29 protein-coding genes are annotated in these 22560 nt (G+C 55.5%); 13 read left to right on the top strand and 16 right to left on the bottom strand.

Going from position 1 to position 22560, the window contains the following annotated elements; all coding sequences use genetic code 11:
- Window positions 1–15 precede the first annotated feature (15 nt).
- From IBX51_RS07965 to IBX51_RS07955, 3 genes are all read right to left on the bottom strand, one after another.
- Window positions 16–1305 (bottom strand): copper oxidase, encoded by a 1290-nt coding sequence (locus IBX51_RS07965; RefSeq protein ID WP_291830524.1) that lies wholly within the window; start codon window positions 1303–1305, stop codon window positions 16–18.
- Between the two features lie 10 nt (window positions 1306–1315).
- The gene (locus tag IBX51_RS07960) at window positions 1316–2740 is read right to left on the bottom strand and encodes a TolC family protein (protein ID WP_291830522.1); all 1425 of its coding nucleotides are present in this window, start codon (window positions 2738–2740) and stop codon (window positions 1316–1318) included.
- 72 nt (window positions 2741–2812) lie between these two features.
- Window positions 2813–3217: a hypothetical protein gene (locus IBX51_RS07955; protein WP_291830520.1), complete on the bottom strand. Its 405-nt coding sequence runs from the start codon at window positions 3215–3217 to the stop codon at window positions 2813–2815.
- 186 nt (window positions 3218–3403) lie between these two features.
- Here IBX51_RS07955 and IBX51_RS07950 point away from each other — a divergent pair, with 186 nt between their 5' ends.
- A complete protein-coding gene (locus IBX51_RS07950; protein ID WP_291830518.1) occupies window positions 3404–5167 on the top strand; it encodes a DEAD/DEAH box helicase in 1764 nt (587 codons plus the stop codon).
- A gap of 176 nt (window positions 5168–5343) precedes the next feature.
- On the opposite strand, the gene IBX51_RS07945 is transcribed toward IBX51_RS07950, so the two are convergent.
- From IBX51_RS07945 to IBX51_RS07935, 3 genes are all read right to left on the bottom strand, one after another.
- Window positions 5344–5727: a hypothetical protein gene (locus tag IBX51_RS07945; protein WP_291830516.1), complete on the bottom strand. Its 384-nt coding sequence runs from the start codon at window positions 5725–5727 to the stop codon at window positions 5344–5346.
- A gap of 85 nt (window positions 5728–5812) precedes the next feature.
- On the bottom strand, window positions 5813–6439 hold the full coding sequence (locus IBX51_RS07940) for a lysophospholipid acyltransferase family protein (RefSeq protein ID WP_291830514.1): 627 nt from the start codon (window positions 6437–6439) through the stop codon (window positions 5813–5815).
- A 422-nt stretch (window positions 6440–6861) separates the two neighbouring features.
- Window positions 6862–7068 carry a cold-shock protein gene (locus tag IBX51_RS07935; protein WP_044383919.1) on the bottom strand — a complete coding sequence of 69 codons (207 nt, stop codon included), beginning with the start codon at window positions 7066–7068 and terminating at the stop codon, window positions 6862–6864.
- 343 nt (window positions 7069–7411) lie between these two features.
- Between IBX51_RS07935 and IBX51_RS07930 the strand changes: the two genes are divergently transcribed.
- The gene (locus tag IBX51_RS07930) at window positions 7412–7573 is read left to right on the top strand and encodes a hypothetical protein (RefSeq protein ID WP_291830504.1); all 162 of its coding nucleotides are present in this window, start codon (window positions 7412–7414) and stop codon (window positions 7571–7573) included.
- A gap of 106 nt (window positions 7574–7679) precedes the next feature.
- Here IBX51_RS07930 and tenA read toward each other — a convergent pair whose 3' ends face one another.
- From tenA to IBX51_RS07915, 3 genes are all read right to left on the bottom strand, one after another.
- Entirely contained in the window at window positions 7680–8348 is a 669-nt protein-coding gene (gene tenA / locus IBX51_RS07925) for a thiaminase II (protein ID WP_291830502.1), read from the bottom strand.
- Between the two features lie 36 nt (window positions 8349–8384).
- Window positions 8385–9053, bottom strand: coding sequence for a glutathione S-transferase (locus tag IBX51_RS07920; RefSeq protein ID WP_291830499.1), 669 nt, complete (start codon window positions 9051–9053; stop codon window positions 8385–8387).
- An 89-nt stretch (window positions 9054–9142) separates the two neighbouring features.
- Window positions 9143–10015 carry a patatin-like phospholipase family protein gene (locus IBX51_RS07915; protein ID WP_291830497.1) on the bottom strand — a complete coding sequence of 291 codons (873 nt, stop codon included), beginning with the start codon at window positions 10013–10015 and terminating at the stop codon, window positions 9143–9145.
- A 62-nt stretch (window positions 10016–10077) separates the two neighbouring features.
- On the opposite strand from IBX51_RS07915, the gene IBX51_RS07910 reads away from it, so the two are divergent.
- The 9 genes from IBX51_RS07910 (at window position 10078) to mtgA (ending at window position 16566) form a co-directional block, all read left to right on the top strand.
- Complete coding sequence (locus IBX51_RS07910) at window positions 10078–10533, top strand: GatB/YqeY domain-containing protein (RefSeq protein ID WP_291830495.1); 456 nt, start codon at window positions 10078–10080, stop codon at window positions 10531–10533.
- 102 nt (window positions 10534–10635) lie between these two features.
- A complete protein-coding gene (locus IBX51_RS07905) occupies window positions 10636–11100 on the top strand; it encodes an NADAR family protein (RefSeq protein WP_291830493.1) in 465 nt (154 codons plus the stop codon).
- A 6-nt stretch (window positions 11101–11106) separates the two neighbouring features.
- On the top strand, window positions 11107–11286 hold the full coding sequence (locus IBX51_RS07900) for a hypothetical protein (RefSeq protein ID WP_291830491.1): 180 nt from the start codon (window positions 11107–11109) through the stop codon (window positions 11284–11286).
- Between the two features lie 9 nt (window positions 11287–11295).
- Window positions 11296–11991 carry a VWA domain-containing protein gene (locus tag IBX51_RS07895; RefSeq protein WP_291830489.1) on the top strand — a complete coding sequence of 232 codons (696 nt, stop codon included), beginning with the start codon at window positions 11296–11298 and terminating at the stop codon, window positions 11989–11991.
- Window positions 11992–12029: 38 nt separating this feature from the next.
- Window positions 12030–12740 carry a molecular chaperone DnaJ gene (locus tag IBX51_RS07890; protein ID WP_291830487.1) on the top strand — a complete coding sequence of 237 codons (711 nt, stop codon included), beginning with the start codon at window positions 12030–12032 and terminating at the stop codon, window positions 12738–12740.
- Between the two features lie 170 nt (window positions 12741–12910).
- The gene (locus tag IBX51_RS07885; protein WP_291830485.1) at window positions 12911–13255 is read left to right on the top strand and encodes a PBPRA1643 family SWIM/SEC-C metal-binding motif protein; all 345 of its coding nucleotides are present in this window, start codon (window positions 12911–12913) and stop codon (window positions 13253–13255) included.
- 19 nt (window positions 13256–13274) lie between these two features.
- Window positions 13275–13706 carry a DUF3010 family protein gene (locus tag IBX51_RS07880; protein WP_291830483.1) on the top strand — a complete coding sequence of 144 codons (432 nt, stop codon included), beginning with the start codon at window positions 13275–13277 and terminating at the stop codon, window positions 13704–13706.
- Between the two features lie 318 nt (window positions 13707–14024).
- Window positions 14025–15764, top strand: coding sequence for an amidohydrolase family protein (locus IBX51_RS07875; protein ID WP_291830481.1), 1740 nt, complete (start codon window positions 14025–14027; stop codon window positions 15762–15764).
- Window positions 15765–15870: 106 nt separating this feature from the next.
- Window positions 15871–16566, top strand: a complete 696-nt coding sequence (mtgA, locus tag IBX51_RS07870) for a monofunctional biosynthetic peptidoglycan transglycosylase (protein WP_291830479.1) — start codon at window positions 15871–15873, stop codon at window positions 16564–16566.
- 42 nt (window positions 16567–16608) lie between these two features.
- On the opposite strand, the gene IBX51_RS07865 is transcribed toward mtgA, so the two are convergent.
- From IBX51_RS07865 to IBX51_RS07855, 3 genes are all read right to left on the bottom strand, one after another.
- A complete protein-coding gene (locus tag IBX51_RS07865; protein ID WP_291830477.1) occupies window positions 16609–17829 on the bottom strand; it encodes a PQQ-binding-like beta-propeller repeat protein in 1221 nt (406 codons plus the stop codon).
- Between the two features lie 197 nt (window positions 17830–18026).
- On the bottom strand, window positions 18027–18230 hold the full coding sequence (locus IBX51_RS07860) for a DUF3185 family protein (protein ID WP_291830475.1): 204 nt from the start codon (window positions 18228–18230) through the stop codon (window positions 18027–18029).
- Between the two features lie 41 nt (window positions 18231–18271).
- A complete protein-coding gene (locus tag IBX51_RS07855; RefSeq protein WP_291830472.1) occupies window positions 18272–18733 on the bottom strand; it encodes a hotdog fold domain-containing protein in 462 nt (153 codons plus the stop codon).
- Between the two features lie 85 nt (window positions 18734–18818).
- Here IBX51_RS07855 and IBX51_RS07850 point away from each other — a divergent pair, with 85 nt between their 5' ends.
- Complete coding sequence (locus IBX51_RS07850) at window positions 18819–19211, top strand: DUF2784 domain-containing protein (protein WP_291830471.1); 393 nt, start codon at window positions 18819–18821, stop codon at window positions 19209–19211.
- Between the two features lie 15 nt (window positions 19212–19226).
- Here the strand turns inward: IBX51_RS07850 and thpR are convergent, their stop codons facing one another.
- The 3 genes from thpR to fabG form a co-directional block, all read right to left on the bottom strand.
- Window positions 19227–19763, bottom strand: a complete 537-nt coding sequence (thpR, locus tag IBX51_RS07845) for an RNA 2',3'-cyclic phosphodiesterase (RefSeq protein WP_291830469.1) — start codon at window positions 19761–19763, stop codon at window positions 19227–19229.
- A 7-nt stretch (window positions 19764–19770) separates the two neighbouring features.
- Window positions 19771–19983 (bottom strand): penicillin-binding protein, encoded by a 213-nt coding sequence (locus IBX51_RS07840; RefSeq protein WP_291830467.1) that lies wholly within the window; start codon window positions 19981–19983, stop codon window positions 19771–19773.
- A 107-nt stretch (window positions 19984–20090) separates the two neighbouring features.
- A complete protein-coding gene (gene fabG, locus IBX51_RS07835; RefSeq protein ID WP_291830465.1) occupies window positions 20091–20849 on the bottom strand; it encodes a 3-oxoacyl-ACP reductase FabG in 759 nt (252 codons plus the stop codon).
- A 216-nt stretch (window positions 20850–21065) separates the two neighbouring features.
- Here fabG and IBX51_RS07830 point away from each other — a divergent pair, with 216 nt between their 5' ends.
- Entirely contained in the window at window positions 21066–21668 is a 603-nt protein-coding gene (locus tag IBX51_RS07830) for a cysteine hydrolase family protein (RefSeq protein WP_291830463.1), read from the top strand.
- 339 nt (window positions 21669–22007) lie between these two features.
- Here the strand turns inward: IBX51_RS07830 and arfB are convergent, their stop codons facing one another.
- Window positions 22008–22421, bottom strand: coding sequence for an alternative ribosome rescue aminoacyl-tRNA hydrolase ArfB (arfB, locus tag IBX51_RS07825; RefSeq protein ID WP_291830460.1), 414 nt, complete (start codon window positions 22419–22421; stop codon window positions 22008–22010).
- Window positions 22422–22560 lie beyond the last annotated feature (139 nt).

Here is a 22560-nt window from a genome sequence, read left to right as displayed (position 1 = left end):
CTCCGGTTATTGAAGTTACTTGGGTAGATCATTGGGGACTTGATCGGTCTCGCGGGCGACAGTGCCGGTTGGGTGTTGATACCAGCCAGGGTCTCCGTCGAGCTGATCGCGAACTTTGATGACGGTAAACATCCCGCCCATTTCCATATTTCCGAACGGGCCTTTGCCCATCATCATGGCCAGGGTGTTCTCTGGGCCGGGCATATGGCCGGCATCGACGTGGGTCTGGTGTTCGCCCATGCCTTTTTCGCCCATCGCCATATAGCCGGGCACCAGCGCCTGAATACGTTGCTCGACCTCGTTCTGATTCACACCCAGGGTGTTGGGGATATCGTGCCCCATCGCGTTCATGGTGTGGTGGGCCATATGGCAGTGGAAGGCCCAGTCGCCGGGCTCCGCGATAAACTCGATGTCCCGGGCCTGGCCTACGCCGACAATCTCGGTGGCTTCCGTGCGCCAGAGCGACTGGGGCCAGCGCCCGCCGTCGCCGCCGGTGACGTGAAACTTGACGCCGTGAACATGCATGGGGTGATTCCACATAGACAGGTTGCCCATGCGAATGCGCACCCGCTCGCCGGTTTGTGCCACCAGTGAGTCGATAAACGGGAAAACCTTGCTGTTCATGGTCCAAAGATCAAAGTCCTGCATGATCGCAGGGTCGGGCCGATAAGTGCCCGGATGTACGGCCCAGTTATGCAGCATGATGGCGTAGTCCCGGTCTACCGGGTTGGCCTCCGGCTCGCGGGGGTGAATGATGAACATGCCCATCATACCCATGGCCATCTGCACCATTTCATCGGAGTGCGGGTGGTACATGTGGGTACCATGCTGCACCAGCGGGAACTCATAGACAAAGGTTTTGCCCGGCGGGATGGAAGGTTGGGTCAGGCCGGCGACTCCGTCCATACCATTGGGCAGTAACAGACCGTGCCAGTGCACACTGGTTGGTTCTTTGAGACGGTTAGTCACATAGATTCTTACCCGGTCACCCTCTACCGCCTCAAGGGTAGGCCCCGGGGTCATGCCGTTGTAACCCCAGGCCTTGATGGTGGTGCCGTCGCCAAAGCTGTGTTCGATTTCTTCGGCAATCAGGTGGAACTCTTTAACGCCATCGCGCATGCGATAACCCAGTGTTCGGCCATTGGGCGTGATCACCGGGCGATAGCCCTGGCCCGTCCGCTCAGGAGCGTTGAGGGGCGTGTGTGTGGTGGTGTTGCGATTAGCCGCGGCGAAGGTTTGTGCTGGTAGCGCTCCAGCCACCAGACCCGCGGCACTGCCTAATAAAAAATGACGACGATTAACCATGGTGGCAGCCTCAGTGGTTGTGGTGTTCGTGACCCTGGCCGCCAGCTTCGACGGAGGGCAGTTGTACCGCGTCGGGCAGAGCGGCGTCCAAAGGCGTGGCGCTGACCATTGCCAGGAGTATGCGTTGAATCCAGTACTGCTCAAGGGTTTGAGCATGCTCGCGCCAGGCCTCAAACTCTCGCGCCTTGGCGTTAAGCAGTTCAAAGGCGCCCGATAGCATAAAGTTGTATTCACGCAGGTTCAGGTCCACTTGCTGCTGCCATTGCGGAATCACCTGTTGCTCGAGTTGCTCAACGTTGTCTCGAGTCAGGCGTAAACGGTTCGCCAGGTCTGGGAGTTGCGTGCGCAGTTCCAGCGTTCTGGCATCCACCAGGGCGTCGGCGCGTAAAAGCTGAGCGCCGGCGCCGGCCCGGCGGGCCTGGTTACGATCGAACAGGGGTAAACCGACAGCCATTGTGGGGCCGGCACTGTATACGCCGTCTGAGCCGCGCTCCACATCAACACCGATATCCCACTGAGTGAACCTGCCCTGGCGTGCGTAAAACGACTCGCGATGTCCGGCAACTTCCTGGAGCTGTCGCGCAATGCGCAGGTCCAGACGCTGTGTGAGGGCGTGATCGGTCAGGCTGGCCACGTCTACCTGTTCATCATCTGGCAGCTGTGGCAGCGTGGTCGGCAACTCCATCATGGCCGGGTGCTCAAGGCCCAGGCGCAGCGCCAGTGTGGTCTGGGCTTGCTGTGCGTCCGCCTGGGCGCGGCGCAGGGCTCGCTGGCTCTGTAACTGTTGATCACGGTAGTGCAGCAGGGTCAGTTCTTTCAGGTTGCCGGCTTCGTGCAGGCGTTCGGCCAGCAAGGCGGCGGTTTCCGCTGCGTTCAGGGCCAGCCGGGCGACTGCCTCACGGTGGCTGGCACCCACGGCATGAAAGTAATCCTGCTGAACCTGATACAGCTCCTGGTTAAGAGTGTCGAGCAGGTCAAGCCGGGCGCTGGTCAGCGCTTCTTCTGCCAGGGTCTTGCGCAGCGAACGGGTCATCAGGTCTAGCACGCTCTGGCTCAGGCCTAGCCCCAGCTCCCAGCGCCCACCACCCTCCGGGCGCATTGCCGACACGGCCAGGGTGGGATTGCTCAGCATTTGAGCCTGCACCTGTTCAGCTTCAACAACGCCTAGTCGATGCAGGTGAGCGCGGATGTGTGGGCTGTTAACCAGCGCCAGATGTTGCGCGTTTCCGGGTGTGAGTGGTTCGAACAAGAGATCATCAACTCGCTCAAACCGCTCCTGCTCCGACAGTTCCAGGGTTTGGTGAATCTGACCACGTGCAGGGGACTGCAGCAGGGGGTCGAGATCAGCCTCCAGCTTTGAATAATCAGGGGGAGCCATCGTGGCACAGCCCTGCAGAAACAGGACGGCCAGAGCGCCGCCAATCAGGTTTTTCATGGTTGTATTGCCTCAAGGTCACCGGTATTCATGCCGCAGCGATCAATGCCCCGGCAGGTTCAGGTCTCGTGGTTAACTGCGGATTTGTGGTGGGTGGAACAGCGGGTCGGAAATAAAACTGTCTGCGCTCTCTGCAGGCCGAATGATCGGAGTGGCCAGAGCTGGACTGCCCATAAGAGCAGGGGAGGGGATCAAGGTTGTGCAGACCTGGCAGCATTGCTGGCAGGGGTCAACGTGTTGAGAGTCCGGGTGTTTCTGGCTGGCATGAAGTTGGCCAGTGCTGTCTGACGCACTGCCGCTATGCTCGTCCGCTGCTGCTGATGGAATCGAGGCATGCTCGTGGTGCAGGGAAGAGTGATCGTCGAAAGCTGTTTGCGCCGGGTGGATGATGTCGCAATGCAGGAGCGCTGTCGCCAGCCCCTGAGCGGGCAGCCATAGGATAAGCATGAAAATCAGATAGCGACGTTTGGACTGCATGTGCGCAAGTTTCTACTTTGCCTTGTTCTAAGTCAATATTCCGCAAGGTTTTGGTGCAGAGCGCGAGTCGAAGGCAGGGGCCAGTGGAGTCAACGCCGCTGCTGGTTATAATGTCATATCGTGAATCGCCGCAGAGAACCCTATGGCCATCAAAAAGAATCAGGCTGAACCATTACATCCTCAAAAATGAATGCGCCTTTCACACTGCGCCCCTACCAGCAGGAAGCCGTCGACGCCACGCTGAGTCATTTCCGCCAATCGGATGAGTCTGCCGTTATTGTGTTGCCAACCGGTGCCGGCAAAAGCCTGGTGATTGCCGAGCTGGCCCGCCTGGCCCGGCGCAGGATTCTGGTGCTGACCCACGTAAAGGAACTGGTGGAGCAGAACCACGCCAAGTACGAGAGCTATGGGCTAACCGGCGGCATCTTCTCCGCCGGGCTTAAGCGCAAGGAACGCCGGCATCAGGTGACCTTTGCCAGTGTGCAGTCGGTGGCGGCGAACCTGGACCAGTTCCGGAATGAATACTCGTTGGTGATCATCGACGAGTGCCACCGGGTCAGCGGTGAGGAAACCAGCCAGTATCAACAAATCATCGAGCTGCTGCGGCAGCAGAACGACTCCCTGAAAGTGCTCGGGCTCACCGCCACACCCTATCGCCTGGCCACGGGCTGGATCTACCGCTATCACTACCGGGGCTTTGTGCGCGGCTCTGGTGAGGGTCAGGTTACGCCCTTTCAGCACTGCATCTACGAGCTGCCGTTGAGTTACATGATCAACCGGGGCTATCTCACGCCGCCGGAGTTGGTAAACGCGGCGGTGGCGCAATACGATTTCTCCGCGCTCGCCCAGGACCGCTTTGGTGAATACGCCGAGAAAGACGTTAACCAGCTGCTGAGCAAGCACAAGCGAGTGACCCGCGCCATCATTGAGCAGGTGATCGAACTGGCCGATGAGCGTAAAGGAGTGATGATTTTCGCCGCAACGGTGGCGCATGCGCGGGAGATCACCGGTTATCTGCCGGAACACCAGACCGCTCTGGTGACTGGCGCGACCGACCTGAAAGACCGGGACCTGCTGGTCCAGCACTTCAAGCAGCGGCAGTTAAAGTATCTGGTGAATGTGTCCGTGCTTACCACCGGGTTTGACGCGCCCCACGTGGACCTGATCGCCATTCTTCGGCCTACCCAGTCGGTGAGCCTGTATCAGCAGATGGTGGGCCGGGGTCTGCGCCTGGATGAGGGCAAACAGGATTGCCTGGTGATGGATTACGCCGGCAACCACATAAACCTGCATCACCCGGAGGTTGGGCAGCCAAAACCCAATCCAGACAGTGAACCGGTGCAGGTGTTTTGCCCGGGCTGTGGCTTTGCCAATATTTTCTGGGGTAAAACCGACAGCAACGGCCAGGTGGTTGAGCACTACGGGCGCCGCTGCCAGGGACTGCTGGAGCCTGCGGAAGGCGATGGAGCGCGTGCCCGGCAGTGTGATTACCGGTTTCGTTTCAAGGAGTGCCCCCACTGCGGTGGCGAGAACGATATTGCCGCCCGCAACTGTGGGCTTTGCCACAAAGCCATCATTGATCCCGATGATCAGCTGCGGGATGCGCTGAAACTCAAGGATGCCAGGGTCATTCGCTGCGCGGGAATCTCGCTGGGTGTTGAGGGTGGCAGGCTGAGGATCACCTATCACGGCGAAGATGGGGAAGAACTGAAGGAGTCGTTTGATTTCAGCAAGCCAGCCCAGCGGCGTGTGTTCAACCGACTGTTCGGCCGCAGATTTGCCCACGGCCAGGCCCCGAGAACGTTCGGCAAGGCAGAGGAGGTGCTTGAGGTGCAAGCTTTGTTGCCGGCGCCGGATTTCGTGATTGCCCGCAAGCAAAAGCACTATTGGCAAGTGCAGGAGCGGGTGTTTGATTATCAGGGGCAGTACCGGAAAGCGAACGAAGCGTGAGGCTTCCGGCGGTTGAGGCGTGCCTGGTTTTTCGAAGGCCGATATAAAACCCTGACCCTCGATATCGAGATCCCGAAGTCCACAATGCTGATCCTGAACCGTTAGTGCACGACCATGCCCATGGGCCGGGTGGTCATCACTAAGGCGTTGCGATCAGCATTGGCGGGCGTTAGCGGTTACCTCGCCGCTCTTGGATCCGAGTGGTGGATCACGACCTTGGGTGCCGGGGCAACGCCCATTTTGTAGACGTTCCACTGGCGATCGGTAGGCGGTAATTCGTCATCACCACCGATTTCGTAAGCCAGGTGGCCGTCCAGTCGGCAGATGCGCCAGGATTTGAAGCCGATGGAGTAGGAGATCGCCGGACTTCTGGCTGCCTTGCCGTCGGCACGGTCCCACGCCATCTTGCCATTCCAGTAACCGCGGGCAGACATAACGCCGGCATCGGATTTGGTGGGCGGGGCTTCTGAGGGTATATAAAGCCCGTCTACCTCAGGCAGGCCGGCGCCGGATACTTCGATATACAAGGTATTTGGTTTCAGGTTCTCTGCTTCAGACATGGTTGTTCTCGTCTCTGGCCAATAAATAGGGGTAGGTGGTGACGAAGCTATCACTAATCTACCCCTTGGGAGAACCCGGGCAGCGTTATTTTCTGACCAGGTTTTTGGCCTCCCATAGCACTTTTACTGGTTCTGACAGCCTTTCGGGGCGGCGCGGTGTCGCCTCTGCAAAGCCTTCATAGAGTTGTTGCATGTCAGCTTCCAGATCATCTGAAGGCTGCAGGATGACCGGGAAGGTGAGCTGCTTTTTGCGGTAATCAGCTACGGCCAGAACAATCGGTACACCCGCCTGCCGCGCAATGTGATGAAACCCCGTTTTCCACTTGCTGGCGTTGTGACGGGTTCCCTCCGGGGTGACCACAATCGCCATATGATCATTGGTATTAAACTGCTCCACCGCCTGCCCAACAATACCGCCGGCCTGTGAGCGATCCACCGGTATTGCTCCGAACTTCCGCAAAAGCCAGCCCAAAGGGCCTTTGAACAGAGTGTGCTTGATCATGAATCTGGCATCCAGCCCTAAAGCCAGGCCGCAGGCGAGCCCCAGCACTCCGTCCCAGTTTGATGTGTGGGGCCCGGCAACAACCATGGCTTTGGGGATGTCGGGAAAACGGTGGATGTTCCAGCCTGCCGTTCGTAAAAGCTTTGAGGCCGCGCGCTGCTTCAGTGAGTGCGTGGCTTGAGTGTTGGCAGGCTGTTCGTTGAGTGACATGGTTTGATGTCCGCTTTGTAGTCGTTGAATTTGTTGAGCGCCGGCGTCCCTGGCTTGGGCCGAGATCGTGGATTACACATTTCCCAACAATTTTTCCTGTTTCAGATACGCCAGAGGGCGACAACTGGCGACCGAGCCTAGATTAAACTTGGAAAATGCTATGGGCAAGAACGCCGTGAAAGCGACGTTAACGTTTGCCGGGATTGAAGCGCAGACCGCCCCTTTTTGAAATCTGGCGGGGTGTCGAGCATGCGGGGAAAGGTAGACGGGGGCAATTGACTGCTGCTGGCCCGGAGCAGATTAATGTGAAAAGTAACTGATGACCGTTCTATGGCCTTGGCAGTTAATTATCTTTCCGGCCCTGGTTGGATCAAGAAAAAAGGCAGCCGAGGCTGCCTTTTTTCTTACGTATTGGCTGTTACTTACAGGCCAATAACGTTCTCAGCCTGTGGGCCTTTCTGGCCTTCAGTTACGCTGAATTCAACTTCCTGGCCTTCGGCCAACGTCTTGAATCCGCCACCCTGAATAGAGCTGTAGTGAACAAAAACGTCCGCACCGCCTTCACGAGTAATAAAGCCGAAACCTTTTGCTTCATTGAAGAACTTAACGTTGCCTTTAATGGTAGACATAATAATTATCCTGATTTTAATCAATAGTGTGCTGCCAAAAGATCGTAGTGATTTTTGATCAGCGATATGCGGGAAATAAAAAACGTGCAGGGTCAAAAACAGGACGAGAAGTATGTCAACTCAAAAGGTCTTATTCGTGAAACGCTTTGCTAAATCTTTCCAACGGAGATCACAGTACGCTAATTAGCAGGCTGTGCATAGCATAGTTTAAAATTGTTTTGGGTTGCTCAGGCGGAGGCCGTTTTTGGGCGTGTAAATTTCACTCCAAACAATTTTTTCTTATTTCGGATATAATGGCAGGTTCAGGTTGGCGACCAAGCCAACTGTTGACCTGGAGAGCACTATGAGTAAGAAGCCCGTAAAAGCGACATTAACAACTGCCATGATTGAAGAGCAAACGGCTGCTTTTTTGAAGTCTGGCGGGGTTGTTGAACAGGTGGTTAAAGGTAAGAGTGGGCAATACGCTTCTTCAGGCTCAAAGCAGGTTAATCTGAAAGCCAGCTAAAAATCAGTATTGTGTGTTGCGCCATTAAACGGATAAGCAGGCAAAAGCCTTCCGGTCAGGGAAAGCTTTTGCCTGGATGAACGATTTGGGGGTGGCACCGTCAGGCTCAATCGCTCAAATTCAGCCCCATATCCCAGAAATCGATTTCCAGCCGGGTGGCGTCCCGAAAAATTCGAGTGAGTTGCTCGAACCGGGCCGGGGTGACATCGGCCAGTCGCTCATCAAGCCAGCAAATCTCTGCCTGCATGGCGCTCTGGAACTCGTCGCTCTCGTACATGGCAATCCAGGCATCATAGGGATTGGCTTCACCTCGAAGGGTATCTGCGTTCTGGTTCAGCCAGTTGGCGATTTCACCGTAGCCCACCATGCAGGGGGATAGCGCCACGTGCAGATCCAGAAGGTCGCCGCGGTTGCCGGTGTCGAGCACGTACCGGGTGTAGGCGAGGGTGGCCCGGGCTTCTGGCAGATTATTCAGTTCCTGCTCTGAGATTCCCCATTCCTTACAATAGCTTACGTGCAAGCCTAATTCGGTATCCAGAATGGCCAGCAGTCCATCTTTGGCTTGTAAAAGATCCGTCAAGGTGGGGCTTTTGTAAGCCGCCAGAGCATAGGCCCTGGCAAACTGAATCAAGAACAGATAATCCTGCTTTAAGTAGTGCTGGAACGCTTCCTGGGTCAGTGAGCCGTTACCCAGCTGCTTCACAAAACTGTGTTCGATGTAGTCCTGCCACTCTGTGGGGCAGGCGTTTTTGAGGTCTTTGAACTGGTAGGGCATAGAGGCTCCAAGGCGGTGTTTGCTGAGGCGGCTTCCTCAGGCGAAATCGTACTCACCGCCTTTCTTCAACGCATTCTGGTAAGCCGGTCTGGCATGCACTCGTTCGACCCAGGCGGTGATATGGGGACGTGTATTACCAACGATATCACGTGCCACCGAGGCTTCCAGCGGGAAGCTCATTTGTATATCCGCTGCGCTTAGATTGTCCCCTAAAAACCAGGTGTTCTTTGACAGGTGGGCTTCCACAAAATCGAGGTGCGTTCTGATCATCGGGCCGATAAAAATCTGATTGGTTTTGTCTGAAATACCTTTTGCCACCGGCCGGATAAAGAAGGGCATCGGGCTGGTTTTGACTTTTTCAAACACCAGGCGCATGACCAGTGGCGGCATCAAAGAGCCCTCGGCGTAATGCATCCAGTAAGTATAATCCAGCCAGGCCTGGCCGCCGCCTTCGGGCAGCATGGTGTCTTTGCCATAAGTGTGGGCCAGATATTCGATGATGGCGCCAGACTCTGCCACCACCAGATCGCCGTCGGTGATCACCGGTGATTTACCCAGTGGGTGTACCTTTTTGAGGCTTGCCGGTGCCAGCATGGTCTCGGGGTCACGCTGGTAGTGTTTGATTTCGTAGGGTACGCCCAGCTCTTCCAGCATCCAGAGAACGCGTTGTGAGCGGGAATTATTGAGGTGGTGGACTGTAATCATGTAGCAACTCCGTTCGCTGCGAAAATTTATAAGGTGTAAGTAATAGGCTGAAAATCGCCTTTTGGTTCACCTTGCTCGTCCGAATCAGTTTAATTTGAGCGTTTACGATCTTTGATTATTTCTGGCACCTTAAAGGGCAGCACGGCTCCGGCTGCTTTGGATACGCTGATAATCGTATGCATCCGCTTGTACCAGAGCACCTGGCGAATTTTTTTCTTCATGGGGTGGTAGCCTTCCAGATAAAGCTCGTCTACACAATCGGAGTTGTCGGTAAGGCTGTAGCGGCTTAAGTCCAGCAGGACCGCGATGTCTGCCTTCTTCAGTTGCTTGCGGGTATTAAAATCGATGCCGATGTTGATGGCGTTGCTGATCACATCAAACGTATCTTTCGGTTTCGGGTAACGGCTAACGTGGCTCAGATCAATGGCCACGGTAATGCCTGCGCCCATTTTCGCCAGCGGCGATATCGGAACGTTTTCAACCAATCCGCCGTCCACCAGAATCCTGCCATCGACCTCTACGGGCACAAACAGGCCTGGCACCGCCATGGACGCGCATACCGCATCCGCGAGGTTTCCCTTTTTGAAGATCAGCTGTTCGCCGGTTTCGATATCTGTGGCGCAGATGGCCAGGGGAATGTCGGCGTCTTCGATCCGGACGTCGCCAAGATCCCTGTGGATCATGTCCCGAATGGCTTTGGTGTTGAACAGGCCGCCACGCTCGAAGGTAAAGTTGATAATCTTCGACAGGTTAAGTGTTGAACAAATGGACAGAATGGACTCTGCCGGGCGGCCGAAAGCGTGATAACTGGCAATCAGCGCCCCTGCACTGGTACCCGAAATGCAATGAATCGGAATTTGCTCATCTTCAAAGGCTTTGAGAACGCCGATGTGAGCAATGCCCTTGGCGGCACCGCCGCCCAGAGCAAGGCCGATGCGGGTATTAAAGGGGTTGAGTTTCATGCATGAGCGCCCGATTATGTTATTAAATGAACGTTTGAAATTTAAGACAATAGAGGTCGAGTATGGCGGAATCACCACTTAAGGAACAACTGGGCAACGCGGTTAAAGATGCAATGCGGAGCAAGGATAAAATCCGGCTGGTCACTTTGCGTATGGCGCAGGCAGCAGTGAAACAGATTGAGATTGATGAACGCCGTGAGCTGAGTGACGACGATGTTTTGAAAGTGCTGGACAAGATGCTCAAACAGCGCCGTGACGCCGCCAGTCAGTACGATGCCGCCGGTCGCCAGGAGCTGGGCGACAAGGAGAGGGCAGAAATGGTGATCATTGAAGAGTTTATGCCTGCTGCACTGTCTGAAGAAGAACTGGACGGCCTGATTCGTGCCGCTATCACTGCCACTGGCGCCCAGGGTATGCAGGACATGGGTGGCGTGATGAATGAGCTGCGTCCACAAGTCACGGGTCGGGTCGATATGGGGCAGCTGAGCAAGAAGGTTCGCGCCGCGTTAGCGGGGTGAGTTGGCATTGCCGTTTTGGATACCTGGGGTATGGCGCAACCGGATGATCTGAAAGCAGGGTTTGGTTACACTGATTGCATACTTCATCAAGTGGTTGCAGTTATGTCTCTTTTCTCACCCGAAGGCAGCGAAAACGATGTGTTTGTTTCGCGAGCCGATCCGGATAATTCGTTCGGTACCTTTGCGGCGTTCAGTTTTGAGTTGGAGGGCAAAACCTGGCCCACACTCGAACACTACTTCCAGGGTATGAAATTTACCGACGAAGCCCGGCAAGAAATGATACGTGCTGCGGCGACGCCCGTATTGGCAAGAAAGCTGGGCCGAAAACGCCATAAAAGCCTGCGGCGTGACTGGAAGCAAGTGCGTGAGACCGTGATGACCCGGGGTGTGTACGTACGCTGCCGCACCTACTCCCACCTGGCGGAAGAGTTGCTCAAAACGGGCCAGCAGAAGATTATGGAAAACAGCAACTTCGATTACTTTTGGGGCTGCGGTCGTGATCGTCGGGGAAAAAACCGGTACGGCGAAGTCTTGATGAGGGTTCGTGCCAAGTTGCGGGAGGAGTAAAGAATCATGGGTGTCCTGTTAACCATTCTTGCGGTTCTTTTTCTGGCACTGATCGTTATTGTTCCAATGATTGAGAAATACGCCCCCAAGGGTGAAAGCCGGGACTACAGCACAATATCGAAGTGGCTTATACCGTTAATGGCGGTGGCTCTGGTGCTGCAGTTATTTCGGCATTACTTCGCATGAGGTGGGCTTATGTCGGATAAAGAGCTGCGCGCCAGGTCTGATAGACAAAGCATTGATCAGTTTATCAACAAGGTTAGGACGTTACCCCAACAGGGAAATGCGCAGGGCCGGCTTATCTTTGCGTTGGATGCCACCGCGAGCCGGGAAGCGACCTGGGATCAAGCCTGCCACTTGCAGAGTGAGCTGTTCCTGGCAACTAAAGACCTGGGCGGGCTGGCTATCCAGCTCTGTTACTATCGTGGTTATGGCGAATTCAAAGCAACGGGGTTTGTGACCGAGACCGAGAAGCTGCTGAACCTGATGAACGGCGTGTCTTGCCTGGGTGGTCGTACCCAGATCAGCCGAGTGTTGGCGCACGCGGTCAAAGAAACCCGCGCAGAAGCCATTAAGGCGGTGGTATTTATTGGCGATTGTTGCGAGGAGCCGGTGGATGAGTTGTGCCATACCGCCGGTGAACTGGGCATGCTTCGAACTCCGGTGTTTATGTTTCATGAAGGTGCTGATGCCCATGCCCAGGCGGTTTTCCAACAGGTGAGTCAGTTGTCTGGAGGTGCCTATGCGCCTTTTGATCGTAACAGCCCACAAATGCTCAAGGATCTTATGGCGGCGGTTGCGGTCTATGCTTCCGGGGGCGCCAAGGCTTTGCGGGATTTTTCCAGCCGAAGTTCTCCGGAAGTAAAGCGCCTGACCCAACAGGTTCGCTAACGCTTGTGCCAATTCAACGAAGAGCCCGGGGTATCTGAGTGCCATTAACGTTATTGGTTATCGTGCTGTCGGTTGTTGCGTGGTTTTGGCTGAGCAATCAACCGGCCAGTCAACGCAAGCCCGCGATTATCAAACTGGTCTTGATGGCCGGCACCGGCTTGTTGGTTCTGATGGCCGTTACCGGGCGACTGCATTTTTTATTCGCGCTTTTAGCGTTTCTTTTCCCGTTGCTGCGGAGGCTATTGCCCTCTTTGTTGCTGGGGCGTGCAGCGGGTGGCGCAAAAGCTACGCCGGGTAACCAGTCCCATGTGTCCAGCGAAATCCTGGCGATGAGTCTGGATCATGACTCCGGAACCATGAGCGGCAAAATCCTGAAAGGCCCGATGACTGACCGGGACCTGGCTGATTTGAGTGAGAGTGAGTTCATTGAACTGTTACGTTATTGCCGGAAGCAGGATGAAGATTCTGCGCGATTGCTGGAGACCTATCTGGATCGCCGGTTTGGAGATTCGTGGCGCGTAGACGATCAGCCTGATACCGACGGCGAGCATTCCGGTGATCGCTCCCATTCCGGTGGTCCGCTCACTGAGAACGAAGCGTTGGATATTCTTGGTTTGCAGTCTGGCGCCAGCCGGGAAGAGATCATTCAGGCGCACCGCCGAATGATGCAGAAGATGCACCCGGATCGTGGCGGCAGCAACTACCTTGCTGCACGTATCAATGAGGCAAAAGCGCGTTTGTTACGCTGAAGTGCGACCTGTAAAGAGTTGATCACCTCTCAGATGTTTGCTCTGTTCAGTTTAGACGGTTGCACTTCTGCCTATATATTCAGCCCCATAACCATGCTAAAACGTCTCCGCCCAGCGGCCGGCAGTGGTTTTGAGCCTCCGGGTACTCTTTCGTTCATCAGGATTTCAGCATGTCAGACAAATTTTTCTTTAAAGGCCGGCAAGACGCTCGTCAGCATCACACGGCCTATGGCGGGTTCAAGACCAATGCCAGTCAGAAGAGTGGTAGCAAAAAGTTCCCGCTGAACCTGGCGGTGACCAGTGAGGCGCGTAAGCAAGAAATTGAGGCCCAGGTAGCCGAAGCCGGGCTCTATGCGAGCATCACGGTTGATACCCGTGAGGGCGCCGTTGAATCCATTGCCGAGTTGACCGTTCTGCTGGAAAAACCCGACACCGTCACGAAAACAAAAGCACCTTCTCGTAACGATCCTTGCGCCTGTGGCAGTGGTCTGAAATTCAAGAAGTGCTGCGGCTGAGCGTAAAAATGGGGATGCGATGATTATTTGCGGAGTGGAACTGACGGGTAGCGATGCGGTGGTGTGTTTGCTGAAGCTGGACCGCGGGCAAATCAGCCTGTTGGAGAGCAAGGTGCGTAAGCTGTCGTTGAGCAAAAATCACACGCGCGAAGATTTGGAGCAGTTCCAGACTGCGTTTGCGGAATTGATGGCGGAGCATGAGGTAACTCGCGTTGCGATCAAGGAACGCATGCCCAAAGGGAAATTTGCTGGCGGTGCCATCAGCTTCAAGCTGGAGGCGACGATACAGCTGATTGCCGACCCGGACCTGGAAGTCAGATTGCTTCCTCCTGCGCTGATCAAATCCACTCTGGCCGCCAACCCGCTACCGATACACTTTGAGGAGACCGGTTTGAAAGCCTTCCAGGAAACCGCCTTCACCGTAGCCTATGTTGGATTGATGGCCAAGTAATCGGGCTTTATCCGCAGAATAGCGTTTGGAGCGAGCATGGCGAAGCAACCCACTGAAGCTCAGCAACGGGCTACCTTGAAACGGCTGGATAGGTTCAGTCGTTTGATGGACAGCAGCATTGGCATTCCTTGATAGGCTTGTCGATTCTGCTCGCGCTGTTTATTGGCGGGTTGACGTTGATATTCTGAGGCCCGTTTTGCAGCGCTAACGGCATGTATTTGAGCTATCCTGAGTGTTCCCAGACCAGAACGAAGCACGCTGCGATCGATGCTGGTCAAAGGTCTGACAAGAATAAGACGAGTGAAAGGGAATACCGCTATGGCTCAGTACGACTTCATCATTGAAGGCGGCCGGTATTTTGACGGCACCGGCGCCCCGTCTTCCATCCGCAATCTGGCGGTCAAGGATGGCCGAGTTGCCAAGGTCACTGATGAGGCCATCGATCATGCTCAGGCCGACCGTGTGGTGGATGCCACTGGCAAGTGGGTGACGCCGGGCTTTCTAGATACCCACACCCATTACGATGCTGAATTACTGGTTAGCCCGAGTTTGTCCGAATCCGTGCGCCATGGTGTAACCACCGTGCTGGTTGGAAGCTGTTCCCTGAGTATGATTTGTAGCGATTACGAAGACGCTTCCGACATTTTCACCCGGGTGGAAACCGTGCCTCGGGAACGGGTGCTGCCGATTCTGAAGGAACACAAAACCTGGTCTACCCCCAAACAGTGGGTGGAGCATGTCAAACAGGTGCCGCTGGGGCCAAACGTGATCAGTTTTCTGGGCCACAGCGACCTGCGGGTAGGGGTGATGGGGCTCAGCCGGGCCACGGACCTGGCGACTCAGCCCACCGAAGAAGAAATGCAAACCATGGAAAGGTTACTCAAAGAGGCTCTGGATGAGGGCTTTCTGGGGCTCTCCACCATGTGCCTGAAATGGGACAAGGTGGACGGCGACCGGGAGTGGTCCAAGAGCCTGCCCAGCACTTATGCTAAATGGAAAGAGGTAGCGCGCCTGAACAGGCTCGTGCGCCAGTATAATCGTGTGCATCAGGGGGCTCCGAATGCCGCCACGCCGCTACAGATTCTGCAGTACGTGCGCGAATGCCTGGGTTGGTTGCGCCGGCCCCTGAAGACGACACTGATCAGCCAGATGGATCTTAAAGGCAGTGCCTACCTCACCAACCTGACCCGCCTGACCTCGTTGTTTACCAATGCGTTACGAGGGGATTTCCGCTGGCAGGTGTTGCCTACGCCGTTCACGGTGTATGCCGACGGCATCGATGTGGTGTTTTTTGAAGAATTCGGCGCCGGCGAAATGGCCCTGGACCTGAAAGACGCGGTTGAGCGCAACGAACTCCTCAAAGACGAGGCGTACCGGCGTAAGTTCCGTAAGTTCTACGGCGAAAAACTGAGCCCCAGGGTGTGGCAACGTGACTTTGGCGACGCCATGATTATCGACTGCCCGGACCAGTCCCTGATCGGCAAGAACTTTGAGGAAGTGGCCAAGGCCCGGGGGGTTCACGTGGTGGATCTGTTCCTGGACCTGGTGGTGGAGTTCGGTAAGAAAATCCGCTGGTACACCACCGTGGGCAATCACCGTAAACCGGTGCTTAAGCGAATCGTGAAAGATCCTCGCTCTCTCATTACCTTCAGCGACGCCGGTGCTCATATCCGCAATATGGCGTTCTACAACCTGCCGCTGCGCATGCTGAAACTGGTGCATGAATCCGTTGAGGAGGGCGACCCGATCATGACCATGGAGCAGGCGGTGCATCGCCTGACCGGCGACCAGGCCGACTGGTTTGGTATCGACGCCGGGAAAATCCGGGAAGGAGACCGGGCCGACGTGGTGGTGCTGGACCCCTCAGGATTTAACCAGAACCTGGAACAGGTGCACTGGGGTGACATGGAGAATTTCGACCTTCAGCGCCTGGTTAACCGTAACCCCGGTATCGTGAAAACCGTGCTGATCAACGGCAAGCTGGCGGTGGATGACGAACAGGTGGCTCCCGCATTAGGGCGGGAGATGGGTTATGGCCGGTTCATTCCTGCGGGTTGAGCTTACCGCGGGCTTTCCATATCGTAACCGCTAAAGCCTGTCGTCTCGGCTAACATGTAACGCTGGTTGTGACGTGTTCAGCTGATGCCGGTGGGTGGGTTTTAGTATGGCCAAGAGGTCTTTTGTTCGCACATCTTTGCGCTTGATTGCGATGGTGCTTGGTGCCGTTATCGCACTGCTGTTGCTGGCTATTCTGCTGTTCCGCTTTGTGAACCCTCCCACGTCGGCGTTTATGTTGGCGTATCAACTTGATAACCCGCCCCGGCCGTTACGGCATGAGTGGGTGCCGCTGTCGGATATTTCTCCTTGGATGCCGCTGGCGGTGGTGGCGAGTGAAGATCAACGGTTCCCCCATCATCGTGGCGTGGATGTGGATGCTATCCGTAAGGCGGTGTCGGAGTACAAGGCGGGGGAGGGGCTGCGGGGCGCCAGCACAATCACCCAGCAAACCGCCAAGAACCTGTTTCTCTGGAACGGGCGCAGTTTTGCTCGCAAGGCCATTGAGGCGGGTCTGGCCGTGACCATCGATGGCCTCTGGCCCAAGCAGAGAGTGCTTGAGGTGTATCTGAATATCGCGGAATTCGGCCCGGGTATCTACGGTGTGGAGGCGGCCAGCCAGGCCTACTTCGGCAAGCCGGCACGCTATCTATCCCAGGCCCAGGCTGCACGCCTGGCCGCTGTTTTACCAAACCCGAAGGTTTTGAGTGTGAACGCACCGTCGGCCTATGTGCAGGAGCGGGTTGACTGGATTCAGCGGCAAATGGCCCAGCTTTCCGGGCTGCGGTATCTTGAGGAGCTTTGATAGCCGGCAGCGAGGCAACCGGCTATCCCGTCTATACAATCGTTACCGGTCCAGATACTGAGACAAGTAGAGCGCAAAGCTGCCGTTGCTCTCTGCACTGTAGCCGGCGTAAAGCTTGTTGCCATTTACGGCTACGCTGCCGGTGGTAATCTGCACGTTACGGTCTACTTTTGATTCCGCCACGCGGCTGCCGTCGCTTTCGTACTTGGCATTAAAGCCACCGCCAACCACAAACAGATCAGATCCTTTCAAGGCGGCATCTTTAATGATCCCGTTGCGTGACGTTTTATTCCAGATGGTTCTGCCGGCACCGTCGAGTTTGACGATTCGGTGGCCATCAGCGTTGGAGGCCGTCAGCAGCAGGTCGCCACGATAGTCTTCGAACACCAGGGCTGGTCCGGGCAAGCCGTAACTCTTGTAAGCCGCGCTGAAGGTTCTGGTCCACAGCTTGTCGCCGGCCGGCGTGTAGCGGGAGATGCGGGCGCCGCCGTTATCGGCCAGCAGGTTGGTCGCCACAATATCGCCATTCATGGTGAAGGTGACGTCGCCGGCCGGATATTCACCGCTTACGCCACTTTGCTGCCACAGTTGCTCTCCGCTTGCGCTGAACAGGCTGACAGCCTGGCCGCTGGCAATGACAAAATGACCGTTGGCATTAGCGGTTACCGAATGCGCGGTATGCTCCGGATGCTCAATGTGCAGCAGAGGCGCGCCTTCCAGGTTGAATACCTGGGTGCTGGGCCCGGTTACGTAAAGCTTGTCGTTGGTGAGGCTCAAGGCGCGCATTTCGTTGCTGTCACTGAGCTTATAGCGCCAGCGTTCGTTGCCATTCGCATCAGCACTGATCAGCCAGGCACCGGCGGACGATGTATTGTCATCAAAAACTTTAAACTGATTGGCCAGAATGTACACGTTGTCCTGACCATCAATAGCCATGGCAAGGGCGCTGTCGTCACTGCGGTAGTCACCGGTGGCCAGGTCGAAATCAACCGCCCAGCGACGCTGACCGTTATCGGAGTAACGGACGAGCAGGATATCCTGAACTCGATTAGCCACACCGGTGCGAATGGTCGTGCCCGCGACCATCACATCGCCGTGGCTGTTGACTGAGAGATCTTCCAGCCAGGTCAGTCGATCGGATTCCACGTTGGCTTTGTGGTTATACAGGCCGGTCCACTCGGGCTTGATGGTTGCGGTACAGGCGGCAATCAGAACGAGGGAGAGCAGAAGGATAAGGGTTTTCTTTGGTGCAATAGTGCGCATAGAACAACACTCCGTTGTATCGATAAATGTCCATGGGTTACTGCGCTCACGGAAGCGATATTGTTCTTGGATTGGCTTGGTAAGCAGGCGGCGAAAGTCTATTGCAAGGAATTAGGTAATACACACTAGGTTGCCCGGCACTGCTGGCGACAATGCCGGTGGGGAGTTAGGAGCCGTGTTCCCGGTCGGGAATCTCGCTAGTTTTTCACAAACGTCAGAAACGCACCCGCGGCGGTTGCCGCTGCACCGCCAATCAGATACCACATGGTTTGATCGGTGAAGCGACCCGTCAGTGCTTCGGTCACTTGATTGCCAACAGCCTGGCTGGACTGGTAGCCAAAGTAGAGCAGGGCAATGCCGACGACCAGTAGGACGATACCGATCAGTTTTGAGCTTCCCATAACCTGCTTCCTTGTTCCCGTTGTTATTTGAACCACCAACGCTATTCAGCTGAAAGTTTAACGTTCATGTCAATCAGCGCATGAAAAACCTCCACGCCGGAGGTGTCCGTCACAGAAACCGGCACTTGCACGGTGCCTTCCTGCGACCAGTCAATGCCAGACCCATCGGCAGTGGCTGTCAGATCGGTTTTGGCTTTTTTGAGGTATTGGACGGTCATACCTGAGGGGATCCAGCGTGCGCCTCTGGGAACCGACGCATCGGTTAACAGGCCACCGGCCAGTTCGGCCATGTTACACATCGCGATGGCGTGCACCGTTTTCAGATGGTTGGTGACCTTTCGGCGTTTTTTCATGGTGACCACGCAGCGGCCCGGGACAAGAGTCTCCACCGTTGGTGAGATGCTTGAGAAGTACGGTGCGGTCTGGCAAACCGAGCGGCTGAACAGGGTTTTGCCCATGGGTAGGCGGCTCAGCCGGTTGTACACATTGACGACATCCATCATGGATTCTCCTCGGATGATGGTTTGCAGAAGGGTATTCTAGGAACGTGTTGTTCTGATTATCCAGACGATTGAAACTGAGGCGCCTATGGATGCCAACTGGTTCCAGATACTCGCAGACTTGTTACTGGCCTTCCATACCTTGCTGGTGATGTTCGTTATCTTTGGCCTGCTGGCCACTCTGATTGGTTACTTTCGCCAGTGGAACTGGGTTCGAAACATCTGGTTCCGGCTGAGCCACCTTGTGGTCATTGGTATTGTCGTGCTTCAGGCCTGGCTTGGCGTGCTGTGCCCGCTGACGATCTGGGAAATGGAATTGCGTGCAAAGGCCGGGCAGGGTGGTTATGAGGGCTCCTTCATTCAGCACTGGCTGCAAACGATGCTGTACTACAACGCCCCCGATTGGGTTTTTATTCTGGTCTATACCCTGTTTGGGACGTTGGTGCTGGCAAGCTGGTTTCTGGTCAGGCCCCGGCGCTGAGGGTGGTAGCGAGCGTCAGGGTTGCAACGCAAACCGCTTAACAACGGTATAAACAGAACCTCCCGGCCCTGGCGTGCTTTCATAAAGTACGAAGTCTCGAACCGGCATCAATCCAAACACGGTGCCTTGGTGGCTATCCAGCAGCGAGGAAACCGACCCCGCCGGGTGCCGAAAACGGCTTAGTGTGATACGCGGTTTGAAGTTCGGGTTTTCGAGTGTGAACCCGTTGGCGGTCAACCTGGTTGCCAGGTTGTTCTGGAGTTCTCCGAGTTCGTTCTCCGGCGATACGCCAGCCCATAAGATCTTGGGTTTCTCCGGGGAGCCAAAGCAGCCCAGCCCCTGAACGTTGAGTTCGAAGGGCGATTGGGTAACTTCCCTGACCAGGTCACATGCCAGCGCCACCTGCTGATCTTCTACCTGGCCAAGGAACGCCAGGGTCAGGTGCAGTTGCCCGCGGCTTTGCCAGCGGGCTCCCGCCACCTGTGTTTTGACTTGCAGGAGGCTCGTTTTGATGGACTCGGGGGGCTCAAGCCCGAAAAACAGCCTTGGCATAACCCGTTCAGTAACAGGAGTTGGGGGAGGTGTCCGGGTTAATCTCGCCGGCCACCTCCTCCGGGTCAATGCCGTGACTGACCAGTATCTCTCGTACAAAGTTCACCTGGGCCAGAATGCGGTCGGCATCGTCGCCGTATTCGTAGCGGTTGATCTCGACCGGCTGGGGCATAAAGGTGAACGCGGTTTTTAATGCCGTCAGGGTGTCTTCGTCTGTCATTGGCATCCTCCAGAGTGAGGCGGCTCCCATTGGAACCGCATTGGTTCATCGCATTTATAACCAACTATATCAGCGGAATTCAGTGTCCTGTTGTTTGCTGCAGCACGTCAACCCGGAATCGCGTCCGGAGATTCTGGCAGCACCTGACCGCCATCAACAATAATTTGCTGCCCGGTGATGTAGCGGGCCTCCTCGGAGGCCAGGAAACAGGCAGCATGGCCGATATCGTCCGGGGTTCCCAGGGTATGAGTGGGAATGGCTGCCCGCATCTGGTTGAGGTATTCCTCTCCCTGCGCCTGGAGGCCTTCCGTCAGAACGTTGCCAGGCATCACCGCATTGATAGTGATGCCGCTATTGGCCATTTCCAGGGCGGCGCTGCGCATGAACCCCAGTTGCCCGGCCTTGCTGGCACCGTAATGGCTCCAGCCGGGGAAACCAGTGATTGGTCCGGTGATGGAGGAAGTCAGCACGATGCGGCCGTAACTCCGTTTCTTCATGTGTGCCATGGCAGCCTGTACGATGAAGAAGGTGCCTTTAAGATTCACGTTGTGTACCTGGTCCCACTGGGCTTCGGTCATCTCATCCAGATTGGCCTGGGGGAAGATGCCGGCGTTTGAGCACAGTATGTCCAGCTGCCCGTGCTGCTTTTCAATCTCGGCAATCGCAGATTGGCAATCACTTTGCAGCGTCACGTCCAGCTTTAGAAACAGCCCACCCAGTTCCTTGGCTACTTGCTGACCGGCCGCTTCATCAATGCCGCCAATCACGATCTTGGCGCCTGCTTTGTGCAGTACTCCGGCAATGCCTTTGCCTATGCCATGCTCGCCACCGGTGACTAGTGCGACACGATTTTCCAGGCTGAACATATATCCTCTCCTTACTTCTCAGTGTGCAGATCACTTGATTAGATCATAGTGAATATTGAGTGCAAGAGAGGGTATTGGCTGTTTGTCGCAACTGCGCTCAACCGCGTTTGAAACCTTATTCCAAAGTCGTGAGTAATTCGTGATTTCGTACCATGTACGGGGCGGTGCCAGATTTGGGACAGTGAAAGCCCAACAATAACGAATATGGAGATTTGTATGACAACTGCATCAACAACGCTGCGTGAGCTTCTGGGGCTCGGCCAGACACCAGGCCGGCTGTCTGAATCTGCCCTGATTATGATCGATTGCCAGAACACCTATCGTGAGGGGATTATGAAGCTGGAGGGTGTTGAGGAGGCCCTGGTTGAAGCCCGAAAGCTGCTTGATCGCGCAAGGGCACTGGGTGTTCCGGTCATCCATATTCGCCATGATGCGGGCCCGGGATCGCCCTACGATGTTAATGAACACATCGGTGCGATTGCTGATGTTGTAGCGCCCTTGGAAGGCGAATCGGTGGTTACCAAAAACTATCCGAACTCATTCGTCAATACAGATCTTGATGAGCTTTTGAAAGCGAAGGGGGTGACTAACCTGGTACTGGCAGGATTTATGACCCACATGTGTGTCAATTCGACCGCTCACGGCGCTTTTAACCTTGGTTACTCCGTTACGGTCGTGGCCAGTACCACTGCCAGCAGGCCTTTGCTGGCGGATCGAGGAAGAGTAATTTCAGCGCAGGCGGTGCATGACGGCGCGTTAGCGTCGACGAGGGACCTCTATGCGGCGATTGCTGATTCGGTAGACGAACTCCTCGACTAAGTCATTATCACCGCGGATGGTATACGGCAACTCGTTAGAAAAAGGGCCCGATCTTCCTCACCCTTGGCGAAGAACGCCGGGTGACGGACTTCTACTGTCCAGTCCAGATAGTCTGGCGCCGTATCCAGAAAACGCCAGACTTCGCCCAGAGAAAGTAGGGCAATGCCATCGCTCTTCCATTGCTGTGCTGTGGATAAATTAATCACTGAAGGCGGATGGATGAACCGGTTGATCAAATAACCTACGCATCCAACCAGTCCTTGTGATTAAAGGGTTTGCACTGCCTATCCTTTCGTTCCTAACAAAGTTATCCACAGATGTTGTGGGTAACTAATAGCATCAAAGCTGGACTTTTCCTCTGAGCGCCTTGGTTTTGCCTTTTTTCGTTTTGCTGTCCACTCGCCGCCTCTGCGACCCCTTCGTCGGCTTGGTTGGGCGCCGGGCCTTTTGTTGTTTTACCGCTTCCTGAATGAGCTCTTTCAGTCGCTCCAGAGCATCCTCCTTGTTCAGTTCGAGAGTTCGGAAAGACTGGGCTTTGATCACGATAATGCCGTCTTTGCTGATACGCTGATCTGGTAACGCCATCAGCCGTTCTTTGTAGAACGGTGGCAGGCTGGAGTTAAGGATGTCGAACCGCAGGTGAACGGCGGATGCCACCTTGTTGACGTTCTGCCCACCCGCGCCTTGCGCGCGTATCTGGGTGATTTCAATTTCCCAGTCCGCCAGTTCAACGGCGTTGGAGATTTTCAGCATGGGCTTCCATTTAACTGCACAAATTGGATTCTGGTGTTACGGTGAGCCTAATCAATTTTCAGGGGTATGTCATGAACGTTCTGGTATTGGGAGCCACAGGCCTGACCGGTCGCATGGTGGTTGAAAAGTTGCTAAAGCA

This window comes from Marinobacter sp., assembly GCF_014859525.1.
In the GTDB taxonomy this organism is placed as follows: Bacteria; Pseudomonadota; Gammaproteobacteria; order Pseudomonadales; family Oleiphilaceae; genus Marinobacter.
The sequence above is the reverse complement of the archived record's forward strand: the minus strand, read 5'-3'. Positions and strand labels throughout refer to the sequence as shown.